We start from the raw sequence: 12,407 nt of genomic DNA, 5'->3' as shown, positions 1-12,407 counted from the left end.
ACCATGAATCTCCTCTCCCTCTATCTTGCCCAACCACTTATCACCTCTACCATCGAATACGCCCTCGATTTAACCCTTACCAAAGGGGTTGAAAACGGCTATTACGGTCAAAACCAAAAATACCATATTGTCCTCGCCCCTTTTGGGGTTTTAACCCTCATCGCCGAAGAGAAACACGCCATATTAGATGCCCTTCGACTCCTCAATATCTCTCTTGATGAACAACAGCTTATTACCCAAGACTATCCCATCGAGATAGATTCTACCCTCTCAAAACCGTTTGAAGTGACCAACGAAACGATACTTCTTAAAGAGAATTCCACCCACGATCTCAATGTCATCGCCCTCGCCATCAGTCAAAGCGTCGGTTTGGAACATTATGAAAAGCAACTCGACACCCTCTTTGCCCAAAGCCGCTCGATTATCGAATCGATTCATACTATGTCACTCTCCAAACATACTCATCTCATGCGATTTGCCTCTAGGCTAGCCCTCACCCGACACGATATGGTAAGCAACCTCGTCCTCCTCGATAAACCCAATATTTTATGGGATGATGAAGAGGCGGAAATGCTCTACAATGCCCTCGCATATGCACTGGAACTGCATGACCGACACGAAATCGCTCTAGCAAAACTCTCCCATATCAAAGAAGATGTACTGCTCGTTATGGACATCATCAACCACAAAAAAAGTGAGTACTTGGAGTGGATTATTATCATCCTCATCGGAGTTGAAATCGTGATGGGACTTATTCAGTTTTTCCGATAATAGTAAATGTAACTATTATATATTGATATTTGTTGTAAAATATGTCATAATCCTTGGTACTTTTCTATAAGGAAAAATAATGCAGCGACCTACCCCTACCGATGTTGAGATTAAATTCGAGGGTGGAAATATGATTACCGAAACCGATTTAAACGGCAAGATAGTCTATGTTAATCGCCTTTTCACAGAGATGTCAGGATACAGCAAAGAGGAGCTGATAGGCAAACCCCACTCCCTTATTCGCCATCCTGATATGCCAAAATGTTGTTTTCGTAGTATGTGGGATACCGTAAAAGCAGGTAATCCGTGGGAAGGGTACGTTAAAAACTTACGAAAAGACGGGGCATTTTATTGGGTCGTTGTCACCGTTACTCCAAAATATAATGATGCAAACGAACTATGCGGCTTTATTGCGGTACGAAAACCACCGGGAGAATTGACCCTTCAAGAGATAAAAGAGAAATACACTCAAATGATTGAAAGTGAAGCGTGTATGCGTGAAGAAAATATTTATATACCGGCAACTTTTTATGACGATGATTTTATCGCCGTCTCATAAACTCATTGTAACCTTTTCGTAACCTTTTCGTATCGGTTCTGTAATATAATTACGGTTATATTAGACTTGGAGTACGTATGTCTGTAATTTTAGATGCGCTTGGTAATGTTAGTAATCTTACCCTCGCTTTACTCGTGTTATCTCTATTAATCGCTCTTTTTTATGAGATGATTAACGGTTTTCATGATACCGCTAATGCTGTCTCAATGATTATTTATACCAATTCTTTAAAACCGGGTCATTCAGTTATTATGGCAGGTATTATGAATTTTTTCGGGGTTATGCTTGGTGGTATCGGAGTAGCTTATGCTATTGTCCATCTCCTTCCCCTAGACATTATCGTCGCTTCTAACCAAGATACTACTTTGGTAATGATTTACTCTCTCCTTATTTCTGCTGTTATATGGAATTTCGGAACATGGTATTTCGGTATTCCGGTATCGAGTTCACACTCCTTGATCGGATCATTAATCGGTGTTAGTGTTGCCTTTAGCCTTATGCATGGGTTTGATTTTTCACAAAGTGTCAATTGGTCTGCGGTTTACAAAGTTTTAATAGCTTTAGCACTCTCTCCTTTGGTCGGGTTTGGATTGGCGTATCTCATGATGAAAGGGGCACGTAAATTTTTCGATAATCCTAAATATTATAAATCCCCTGAAGATGAAATCAAACGTAAACGTCCAAATTTTTGGATGCGTATGGGGATTATCGCGACAGGTGCCGGTGTCAGTTTTGCTCACGGATCGAACGATGGGCAAAAAGGGATGGGATTGATCATGATTATTTTGATCGGTATTTTACCAAGCTACTATGCCCTCAATATGGATTCACACGAATACAAAATCAAACAAACCCACGATAGTGCCGCAAATTTGGCCAATTTTTATGCCGAAAACAATACTACTCTCAATCAGCTTGTTAGTGAAAAACATCTCATTAGTGCTCTGAAAGTTAAAAATACCATTGCCGAATGTAATGTTAATCAAGTCTATGAAACAACAGCCCTTGTTGCTACTAAATTAGAGGGGATTAAATCGTATTCAGAACTTTCACCACAAGATCGATGGAGTGTTCATACTGCTGTTTTATGTACCGATAACTTTTTTGGTCAAGTTGAAAAAATTATCGATAAAGATAAATCGGATTACATTGCCACCCAACGTAAAACATTAGTAAGTGCCTCCGAATATGTTCCATACTGGGTTATGATTGCAGTAGCATTAGCGATCGGTGTCGGTACGATGATCGGATACAAAAGAATTGTATTAACCATAGGGGAAAAAATCGGCTCTCGACCTATCAATTATATGCAAGGAACCGTATCTCAAGCAATCTCTATGATTACCATCTTATTGGCAAACTTTGCCCATGCACCGGTTAGTACGACACATATCGTTTCAAGTTCTGTAGCAGGTTCTATGGTAGCGGAACCCGATGGTGGCGTACAAAAAGGGATGATAAAAACTATCTTGCTCTCATGGGTATTCACATTACCGGTTACCGGAATCATGAGTGCTGCCATCTATTACTGTCTTAGCTTTATCGCCAAATAATATTCTACAGCTTCGGAAGGAGCTGTAACTCCCCTTTAATAGCATACTCATTAAGAGTTAATCGCTCTATTTTCTCTACACCCACCTTATTATAAACCGTAGCAATGGTTTGAAAATAACGTTCATGATTATCTATATAAGTATACAAAGGTTTTTCTATCATCGAATCGAGGTAGAGTTCTCGTATAATGTTTTTCATACTTGATGAGAGTTGAGCGTACTCATCTTGGGTCATTTGAGATGGAGATTTGATGTATTTTACCCGTGCTTGTTCTAGCTTTTCAAAAGTTGCTTTTAACTCATACAATCCGATTTGATCCAATGATGCTTTAAATTTTTTCTCATTCTGCTGTTCATACGCATCACTTGTTTGCAACTTTTGAAGATACGCGGGGATTAGTGATGAAACTGCCAAACTGTCTTGTTTGTATTGCGCAATCAACTCATCTGCTTTTGTAACACTAAAACCTTGTTGTTCGTATTGTTTCAACCCTTTCTCTAACTCTTTCAATGTTGAACTCAAAACTGCAATTGAGTTTTCATCGCCGTGACGAATGATTTGTTTGAGTGCGTGATCGCTTTGTGTAAACAGTTCTACTGCACTCTTCTCTTGAGATGCAACGGGTTGTGAAATATTGGTGTGTGAAGATTCGGTATTCAACCAAAAAGCACTACTGGCGGCTACTAAGCTTATCGGTATAAGAAATAAGAACTTTTTCATCTCTGCCCCTTTTCATGTGAATTATTTATCCGAATCATAAGCTATAGAGATTACATTTATATTACTTTCCATAAAAAAGCTGTAACCATTTGGTGATTTCTCTGATCTATACTTATCATTATGGAACCGCTTAACCCACTTTATCAGCGTTATCTCACCATCTTAGATATTGCCTTCCAACCTATTGTCGATATTCACTCCGGAGACACTTTTGGGGTAGAGGCTCTTTTGCGTGGAACAGAGTTATTAGGATTTGGATCCATTAGTGCTTTTTTTGATCATCTGTTTGAGAAAAATATTTTGTATTCATTCGATTTAGCACTGCGTAAAAAAGTGATCGAAAAATTTTGTCTCATCGATTTTCACCAAAAAATTAAACTCTTTTACAACCTCGATAATCGACTTATACAAATGGGAGATTTTTCGGGTGGAAATACTTCACGACTTTTAAAGCACTATAATTTAGACCATAAAAGTATTATCTTTGAACTCTCAGAACACAATGAAATCATCGATATAGAGCAGTTTGCCAATCTCATGAAACACTATCGTCATGAAGGATTTTGTATCGCTATTGATGATTTCGGTATCGGTCAATCAGGGTATAAAATGCTCTACCACACCACCCCGAATCTTATTAAGATAGACCGTTTTTTTATTGATAACATCGACACTGATCCGAAAAAAAAGCTCCTCGCCCGCCAAATGGTACAACTCTCTACCCTCATAGGATGCCGTATTATCGCGGAGGGGGTAGAGAGGGAAGAGGAATTTTTACTCTGCAAAGAGATAGGATGCCATTTAGTGCAAGGATATTTTATCCAGCACCCCAGTTGCACAATAGAAAATCTTTATCCTAAATATACCCATATCTTTACCCTCTCATCAATGGAAAAACGTTTATCGGGTGATCAAAATATTTTGAGAAAACGTCTGGAAGTTTTACAAGCAGTCTCTGTCAATGATACAATGGAAGCCCTTTTAATCGCGTTTAACAAAGATCACGAACTCTCTTTGGTTCCCATCATCGATAATCAGGGAATCCCTCTTGGTATTATCCATGAACACCGATTAAAAGCGATTATTTACTCCCCTTTTGGGCAATCATTGATTAAAAACAACTCCTCTAACTTTTCACTCTTAGAAACCTACATAGAGACTATCCCTATTGTTGATATTACGATGCCTCTTGAAACCATCGTCGAGCTTTTCTCTTTGCACGATCATGCACCGGGAGTTTTGGTCGTTGAGTCCTCTAAATATATTGGGTATATAAGCGCCCGTATTATGATTGAAGCGGTTCATGAGCGTAATCTCATCCGTGCGCGCGATCAAAATCCTCTGAGCCGATTACCGGGCAATTTTATGATTAATGAATACATCGCCAATGCTTTTGATTCTCAACACTCAGGTGCATTTTGTTATTTTGATTTTGACCATTTTAAACCCTATAACGACCATTACGGTTTTCGTAACGGGGATCGCATTATCATCTTATTCGCTGAATTGATGCAAAAGGTTCTCCTAAACAATTATTTCATCGGTCATATCGGGGGGGATGATTTTTTTGCCGCTACCGCTATCCCAAATGAAACAAAGTTTGAGGAGTTCTCCCTACTAGTTCAAAAACTCATTCAACAATTTGCTCAAGAGGTATTAGAATTTTATAGTGTAGAAGATCGTCATCGTGAATCGATTATCGCTGAAGATCGTGATGGAGTTGTCCGTGAATTTAAACTCTTGAGAGTAAGTGCCGTATTGGTTTATAAAACACCAAAATCATCCATCCGTTCCCCCGAGCACCTCCAAAAAGTGTTTGCACTGGAGAAAAAAAATGCTAAAAAAGCTCCCAATAATTTTTGTGTGATTATTGATTAAAAATATTTCTCTTATTTACCCATTTTTTCGCTGTCGATTTCAATCACTGTGTGAACATTACCGCGTGGATAATAGTCTGCAACCACTTTTAAACGTTTAGGAGCGATTTTTTTCTCAAACACGGAGTAAATCTCGTTTGCACTGTTTTCGTGCGAAATATGGCGGTTTCTGAACGAATTAATATAGAGTTTGATTGCTTTTAATTCAGCAACCCATTTGTCCGGCGTATATTCGACATAAATAGTTGCAAAATCGGGATAACCGCTTCGAGGACAAAGACAGGTAAATTCCGGTAATGTCACTTTCACCACATAATCACGTTTATGCTCATTGGGCCAAATCTCAAAATCTTTTTCAATATCAAAATTTTCAACTATCGCTTCGCCGTATTTCATTCTTTTTCCTTCAATCTAATTTTTTCATAAAAATTGCCTTGCTTCACATTGATTTTTAACTGTGAGGCAATTTTATCGCTTTGGTCATCTTCAACCATTAATATCCACGTTGATGCACCACATAAATGGGCAGTAATATTTAATCCGTGGATAATATTTTGGTACTTCTCTTCTTTGATATGACGTGTATAAAGAGAATCAAAACGGACATAATCAACATCAAACTCTTTAAGATACATCATACTTACATGATTCCCACCATAATTATCCAGTGCAAATTTATATCCTACAGCGCGATATTGGGCTATCTGCTCACGAAACCGTTTGATTTGAGGGGAATACTCTTTTTCGTCTAAAATAATGATGATTTTCCCTTTTGCCTCAGGATAACATTGTAATAATTCCAATGCATACTGAAAAAATAACCCGTTACGTAGCCGTGCAGCGGTAAGGGTAAGAGCATAACTGCAATCAGAATTTTTAGCCATTGAGACAACTATTTCTAAGAGATGTTTTTCATATTCAGACATTTTACCGATACGGTTCAAAAGGGGGATAAATCTACTTTGATGAATAAAATTCCCATGTTCACCTATAAGCTTAAAAGTAACCTCTTCAATTGGCATATTATCGCTTACCATAGACTGCAAAGCAACTGAATAGCATTGATGTTCAAGCGCATTTAAAACCGATTTTTCTAACTCTTCTGGGATAATATCATTATCATCAATTAAAGATGCTCGATTATCAGATGCATATTGTATTTCGTAAAGCCGCGTAATAATCTCTTCAATCTTTTTCACATGTTTAGTATCGAGTAAAATTCCATTTAAGGTCACCTCGATATCATTAATAATATTTTCTTGATATTTGGCTAAAAAAAGTTCCATCATAGCGCTGTATTTCTCTTTTTCACCCTTAAACATTAGGATAAAATCACCCCCTTTATAGCGACAAATAGGAAGTACTTTAATATCTTTAGAAATAAAAAAATTATTAATTTTTTGTGTCACTTCAACTAATATCGAATCTCCGTTTCGAACACCGTATTTTTCATTAATACCGGTAAGGTTGGTTATTCTAATCATCGCAATTGTTATTGTTTGATATTTATTCCATTTATTAAATAATTTAAAAAAGTATTCGGGAGTAAAGGTATGGGTTGTTGAATCAGTAATATTTTCATAAGTACTTTGATTAATTAGGAAAAAAATAAAATAAACAGCAATAACAAGTAATATAAAAACAAGAAATATTAGTGATAAAACACCTGCTTTTGGCTGTAAAAAGAGAATTAAAAAGGAAGCAACACTAAGTAAAAAAATGGGCAATCCCATTCGGAGTGCAAGGACAAACCGATGGGAACGCTCTTTTTTATCAGTATAAAATGCCATTTAGATATCGAGGTGTTTAACGTCTTTTGCGTGTGTTTCGATGTAGTTACGGCGCGGTTCAACATCATCCCCCATAAAGAGAGAAAACGATTCGCTAGCTGATTCCGCATCATCAACCGTAATACGGAGCAACACACGATTTTCAGGAGTCATAGTTGTCTCCCATAATTGTTCAGGATTCATCTCCCCAAGACCTTTATAGCGTTGGATATAAGAACCTTTTTTTGCATAATCGGTTACTGATGTCAATAATTCAAGCAAATCACCTTTCAGAGGTAAATTCCAATCTTGAATTTTGCGGAAAATAAAATTTGCTTCGGCAAAATGAGGAGATGCAAATAAATCATCATTGACGTGAAGTTCTTCTAATCCCCCTTTGGTTTGAACAAAAAGGTGCATATCATTATCACTGACACTTTTACTTAAAATGTTATACCCTTGAGCGGTTAAAAATTTCTCTACAGGGGTATACATGTCGTTCAATGATAGACCAATAATATCTGGGTTTTCAATGAAATAACGGATCAAATCAACGAGTGCATAACGACGCTCTAATGCATCAAGGGTACTGCGATAATGATCTACCATTTTAAAGAAAGATACTAAATCATTCACACCGATATTGAGTTCTTCAGTCTCTAATGCTTCAATCCCGTTTTCAATCAAAAAGGCGTTCATAACGCGATCATCTTTAAAGTAGATCTCTTTTTTCCCTTTTTTGTAACGGTACAACGGGGGTTGTGCGAGATAGAGATAGCCGTTCTCAACGATTTTCGGAAGATATCGGAAAAAGAAGGTCAACAAAAGCGTTTGAATATGACTACCGTCGACGTCGGCATCGGTCATAATGATAATTTTGTGGTAACGGAGTTTATCTTCGTTGAACTCTTCGCCGATTCCGCATCCAAGCGCGGTAATCATATTGGTGATCTCTTCAGATTTTAGGATTTTGTCCAAACGTGCTTTTTCAACATTTAAAATTTTACCTTTGAGAGGTAAAATCGCTTGGAAAACACGGTCGCGTCCTTGTTTCGCCGAACCCCCCGCAGAATCCCCTTCCACCAGATAAAGTTCGCTGATTGATGGGTCTTTACTTTGACAGTCGGCAAGTTTACCAGGCAAGGTTCCTACTGTCATCGCATCTTTACGACGTGTAAGTTCACGTGCTTTTTTAGCAGCTTCTCTCCCGCGTGCCGCCATCAATGCTTTTTGGACAATTGCTTTGGCTTGGATTGGGTTTTCTTCGAAATATTTGGTCAGTTTTTCATAGGTTACTTTTTGAACTAATGGACGAACGTAGGTATTTCCAAGTTTTCCTTTGGTTTGTCCTTCAAATTGTGGTTCCGGTACACGAACAGAGACAACACAAATTAACCCCTCCGCAACATCTTCACCACTAAGCGGAACATCTTTCTCTTTGGCGTTACCGTTTTGTTTATTGTAGTTAGAGATAACACGAGTGAGTCCTGCACGAAAACCCGCTTCATGTGTTCCGCCGTTAGGGGTATTGATATTATTAACGAATGTATAGCTTTTTTCATCATACGTTTCATTATACATAATCGCAATATCCATCTCGATATCTTCGATTTTTTCATTGAATTCATATGGTGTTGCTACTACCGCTTTTTTATTCATATCGGTAACAAACTGTGTAATACCACCTTCGAAATGGTAGGTATTATCAGCACCGTTACGCTCATCTTTAAACTTGATAGTAATACGAGGGTTTAGGTAGGCTAGTTCTTTAAATCGTTTTGCAAGATATTCGTATTCAAAGGTAACGGTTTCGGTAAAAATAGAAGGATCTGGAGAAAACTCAATCGTTGTCCCTTTTTTACGTGTTGTGCCGATAACCGCTAAAGGCTCTTGCGGAATACCGCATTTGAAATCTTGCTCAAATATTTGACCTTCACGGTGAATAGTCATTTTCAAATCAGCAGAAAGGGCATTAACAACCGATACCCCTACTCCGTGCAAACCGCCTGAGACTTTATAAGTATCCTTATCGAATTTTCCTCCGGCATGAAGAACGGTTAAAACAACCGTTGCGGCAGATATTCCCTCTGTTGGATGCAAATCGGTCGGAATACCCCGTCCATTATCACTGATAACAGCAGTTCCGTTTTTCGTCAATGTTACATTTATAGTGTCACAATGTCCTGCCATAGCTTCATCGATAGAGTTATCAACTACTTCGTAGATAAGATGGTGAAGCCCACGATGACCGGTATCACCGATATACATCCCCGGACGTTTTCGGACGGCTTCGAGACCTTTTAGGACTTTAATATTGCTGGCACCGTAGTTTTCCATAGTTTCTCCCGCGTTTTGCGTGTTTAATGGCTTTATTTTAGCGTAAATAAGTTAAAAAGGAGATTTTATGAATTAGATAGTGTCATCCCGTGTGACCGAAGGGAATCCTTTAGGGCTACGACACGAGATTTAAAAATATAAATAGATTCCGCATTACGTACGAAATAACAAGGTTTTTTTAGATAACAATCGGCATAACGATAGTTTTAAAATTTTGATCTTTTATCACAAAGGGTTGATTGGATTCATTAGCTTCTAGGGTAAAATCATTACTGTTTACTTGTCCTAAAAAGTCCAAAATATAACGGCTGTTGATTGCCAATATAAAAGGGGTATTAAATCCATTATCGATTTCAATAGAGGTTTTTGCTTCAATATTATCGTCACTCAAACTTTCAAATAAAATAGAATCGCTATTAAAAGTGAGTTTCAAATCATTGGAGATAGTGGTGATTTGCTTGATTGCCGAGATGATAAGAGCTTTTGGCAATACAATTGTTTTACTACACTCTTTTGGGATAATTCGGGTGTAATCGGGAAATTTACCATTGATAAGTTTTGTAAAGAAAAGGGAATTTTCTGATTTGATAATCAAATGGGTATTGTCGTAATAAATCTCAATATTAGAGAGAGAAAGTTTTTGAATCTCAATAATTGCTTTTTTAGGGACAATAATAGAGAGTTCTTCTTCACTTTGGTTATCGATGTGAACAAGAGCAAGTCGTCTAGTATCGGTTGCTACAAAATTGATTTGATTTGTTTTTATATCGATTAATGCACCGTTGAGTTCAAACTTAGGATTGTTAGTATCAGCAGCAGGTGTGATTTTTTTCAATGATTCTATAAGTACTTGTGAATCAATTGTAATATTGGGTTTGTTTTCGGTTGTTGGAAATGTTGGAAATTCACTACTTTTATAGGTTGGTAGTTTGAAGTTAGAACGCTTTTGACGAATGTGGAGATTCTCTTTGATAAGCTCTAGTTCTACCTCTTCATCTTTTAAAATACGGATAATATCGAGAAGCTTTTTACCGTTAGCGGTAATAGATCCAGGTTCTTCAACACTATGAGCATGGGTTTGAAGGGTAAGTCCGATTTCATAATCAGTAGCTTTAGCAACAAAGGTTCGTCCATCGGTACTAAGATAAATATGTGAAGTGATTTGGGAAGTATCTTTTTTCTCTAAAAAAGGTTGAAGATGAAGTAAGATATTTTCTAAAACCGATTTATCAATGGTCATTTTCATAACGTATCTCCTTATATTATTTATAGATTAAAATTGTAATAGTAGTAATAAGGGGGTGTGAATGTGTGAAAAACCCCATTTACCCTCTGATTACAGGGGGGTGTTAAAGTGATGAATGAGGTTTATTTCATTCACATCTATTCACCCCTACGAATTATAGCCTTTTTGAAATCCCAATACAACACCAATTTTATTCATTGGTCATTGAGGAAATTTTATTGGCGAGTTCGTCTACTTTTATTTTGAAATCTTCATCATTTTTCATGATTTCTTGAATCTTTTTCATTGTATGACTGACGGCGGTGTGATCTTTCATTCCAAAATAGTGAGCAAGTTGAGGCATGGAGTTTGGAGTGAGATTTCGGGAGAGATAAATAGCGATGCGGCGTGCATAGACGATGTTGCTATTACGGCTTTTTGAGCGGATTTCGCTTGGTTTTACGTTGAGCTCTTTAGAGACAATATCCATGATGGTATCGATGGTGATATTGAGCCGTTTTTCAGCAAGCTGTTCTTTGAGGACGTTACGTGCGAATTCGATGTTAATATCTACACCCATGAGTTGTGAATAGGCATTGAGTTTGGAAAGTATCCCCTCGATTTCACGGGTATTATTTTCGATAATCGTTGCGACGTAATTGATCACTTCACGATCGAGTTTTACACGGTTAATTTCACATTTTTTCTTGATAATCTCAATTTTGGTTTCTAATTCTGGGGGTTGAATATCGGCAACAAGACCCCATTCAAAACGGCTTTTAAGACGTTCTTCGAGACCACCGATTTTTTTAGGGTGTTTATCGGAGGTAATAATGATTTGCTTATTTTCATTACGGAGTGCTTCAAAGGTGTGAAAAAATTCCTCTTGAATTTGATTTTTACCGCTTAGAAACTGGATATCATCGATAAGGAGGAGGTCGCATTTACGGTATTTATCTTTAAAACGATCCATTGTACGGTTGCTCAAATGGCGGCTAAAATCGTTAAGAAACTGCTCAACAGAGGTGTAAATAACCGTTTTCCCCTGAGAGAGCATCACATTACCGACCGCTTGCATAAGGTGGGTTTTACCCAATCCTACCCCACCGTAGATAAAGAGGGGATTGTAGACGATACCCGGTTTTTCACTCACATTTTTAGCCGCTACAAACGCGAAATTATTAGAGCCTCCCACAACAAAGTTATTAAAGGTGTAAGAGGGGTTGAGAAGGGCAACGGGCGGTTTTTCACCGGAATGTTGTTGTAGGGGTTGGGATGTGGTGGATGATTTATCCGATTTAGTATTTTTAACACAGATAGAGACGATAGGTTTTACCCCAGTTTTTATCTCAAAAAGATGAGAAATTTTATCGGCGTATTTGGTTTGTATCCAATTGGCGATAAGGGGGTTAGGGGCATTGTAAATCGCGAGATTACTTTTAGAGTCTTCACTATTGAAGGTGAGTTGTTTAATATAACGTTGGTAATCAACTTCATTAATCTCATTTTTTAACATTTGTAAAACGGTTGCGCCGATTGAGTTCATACAATTTCCCATGATGTGAATAACATTGAGGAATAATACCAATATTTGC

The 12,407-nt window shown here is 37.6% G+C and carries 10 protein-coding genes; 4 read left to right on the top strand and 6 right to left on the bottom strand.

Going from position 1 to position 12,407, the window contains the following annotated elements; genetic code table 11:
* The first annotated feature begins 3 nt into the window (after positions 1-3).
* The 3 genes from PHC76_RS07455 to PHC76_RS07445 all read left to right on the top strand — a co-directional run bounded on the left by PHC76_RS07455 (position 4) and on the right by PHC76_RS07445 (position 2,883).
* Entirely contained in the window at positions 4-771 is a 768-nt protein-coding gene (locus PHC76_RS07455; RefSeq protein WP_299970218.1) for an RMD1 family protein, read from the top strand.
* Positions 772-850: 79 nt separating this feature from the next.
* Complete coding sequence (locus PHC76_RS07450) at positions 851-1,330, top strand: PAS domain-containing protein (RefSeq protein ID WP_299970215.1); 480 nt, start codon at positions 851-853, stop codon at positions 1,328-1,330.
* Between the two features lie 77 nt (positions 1,331-1,407).
* Positions 1,408-2,883 carry an inorganic phosphate transporter gene (locus tag PHC76_RS07445; RefSeq protein WP_299970212.1) on the top strand — a complete coding sequence of 492 codons (1,476 nt, stop codon included), beginning with the start codon at positions 1,408-1,410 and terminating at the stop codon, positions 2,881-2,883.
* 4 nt (positions 2,884-2,887) lie between these two features.
* On the opposite strand, the gene PHC76_RS07440 is transcribed toward PHC76_RS07445, so the two are convergent.
* The gene (locus tag PHC76_RS07440; protein ID WP_299970209.1) at positions 2,888-3,604 is read right to left on the bottom strand and encodes a hypothetical protein; all 717 of its coding nucleotides are present in this window, start codon (positions 3,602-3,604) and stop codon (positions 2,888-2,890) included.
* A gap of 120 nt (positions 3,605-3,724) precedes the next feature.
* On the opposite strand from PHC76_RS07440, the gene PHC76_RS07435 reads away from it, so the two are divergent.
* A complete protein-coding gene (locus PHC76_RS07435) occupies positions 3,725-5,482 on the top strand; it encodes a bifunctional diguanylate cyclase/phosphodiesterase (protein ID WP_299970206.1) in 1,758 nt (585 codons plus the stop codon).
* Positions 5,483-5,493: 11 nt separating this feature from the next.
* On the opposite strand, the gene queF is transcribed toward PHC76_RS07435, so the two are convergent.
* The 5 genes from queF to dnaA all read right to left on the bottom strand — a co-directional run bounded on the left by queF (position 5,494) and on the right by dnaA (position 12,358).
* Positions 5,494-5,877, bottom strand: coding sequence for a preQ(1) synthase (queF, locus tag PHC76_RS07430; RefSeq protein WP_299970203.1), 384 nt, complete (start codon positions 5,875-5,877; stop codon positions 5,494-5,496).
* A complete protein-coding gene (locus PHC76_RS07425; RefSeq protein WP_299970200.1) occupies positions 5,874-7,271 on the bottom strand; it encodes an EAL domain-containing protein in 1,398 nt (465 codons plus the stop codon). Before PHC76_RS07425 ends, queF begins: the two co-directional genes overlap by 4 nt.
* Positions 7,272-9,587, bottom strand: coding sequence for a DNA topoisomerase (ATP-hydrolyzing) subunit B (gyrB, locus tag PHC76_RS07420; protein ID WP_299970196.1), 2,316 nt, complete (start codon positions 9,585-9,587; stop codon positions 7,272-7,274). It abuts the gene before it with no gap.
* Positions 9,588-9,765: 178 nt separating this feature from the next.
* Entirely contained in the window at positions 9,766-10,833 is a 1,068-nt protein-coding gene (gene dnaN / locus PHC76_RS07415) for a DNA polymerase III subunit beta (RefSeq protein ID WP_299970193.1), read from the bottom strand.
* Positions 10,834-11,023: 190 nt separating this feature from the next.
* On the bottom strand, positions 11,024-12,358 hold the full coding sequence (gene dnaA, locus PHC76_RS07410) for a chromosomal replication initiator protein DnaA (RefSeq protein ID WP_299970190.1): 1,335 nt from the start codon (positions 12,356-12,358) through the stop codon (positions 11,024-11,026).
* Positions 12,359-12,407: the final 49 nt, after the last annotated feature.

It is taken from the genome of Sulfuricurvum sp. (genome assembly GCF_028710345.1).
GTDB lineage: Bacteria > Campylobacterota > Campylobacteria > Campylobacterales > Sulfurimonadaceae > Sulfuricurvum.
This window is presented reverse-complemented; position numbering and strand designations above follow the sequence as displayed.

What these genes read in the sequence shown, in the direction of transcription:
- PHC76_RS07455 (WP_299970218.1), top strand. Translation starts at nt 4, where the DNA reads ATGAATCTCCTCTCCCTCTATCTTGCCCAACCACTTATCACCTCTACC.
- PHC76_RS07450 (WP_299970215.1), top strand. Translation starts at nt 851, where the DNA reads ATGCAGCGACCTACCCCTACCGATGTTGAGATTAAATTCGAGGGTGGA.
- PHC76_RS07445 (WP_299970212.1), top strand. Translation starts at nt 1,408, where the DNA reads ATGTCTGTAATTTTAGATGCGCTTGGTAATGTTAGTAATCTTACCCTC.
- PHC76_RS07440 (WP_299970209.1), bottom strand. Translation starts at nt 3,604, where the DNA reads ATGAAAAAGTTCTTATTTCTTATACCGATAAGCTTAGTAGCCGCCAGT.
- PHC76_RS07435 (WP_299970206.1), top strand. Translation starts at nt 3,725, where the DNA reads ATGGAACCGCTTAACCCACTTTATCAGCGTTATCTCACCATCTTAGAT.
- queF (WP_299970203.1), bottom strand. Translation starts at nt 5,877, where the DNA reads ATGAAATACGGCGAAGCGATAGTTGAAAATTTTGATATTGAAAAAGAT.
- PHC76_RS07425 (WP_299970200.1), bottom strand. Translation starts at nt 7,271, where the DNA reads ATGGCATTTTATACTGATAAAAAAGAGCGTTCCCATCGGTTTGTCCTT.
- gyrB (WP_299970196.1), bottom strand. Translation starts at nt 9,587, where the DNA reads ATGGAAAACTACGGTGCCAGCAATATTAAAGTCCTAAAAGGTCTCGAA.
- dnaN (WP_299970193.1), bottom strand. Translation starts at nt 10,833, where the DNA reads ATGAAAATGACCATTGATAAATCGGTTTTAGAAAATATCTTACTTCAT.
- dnaA (WP_299970190.1), bottom strand. Translation starts at nt 12,358, where the DNA reads ATGAACTCAATCGGCGCAACCGTTTTACAAATGTTAAAAAATGAGATT.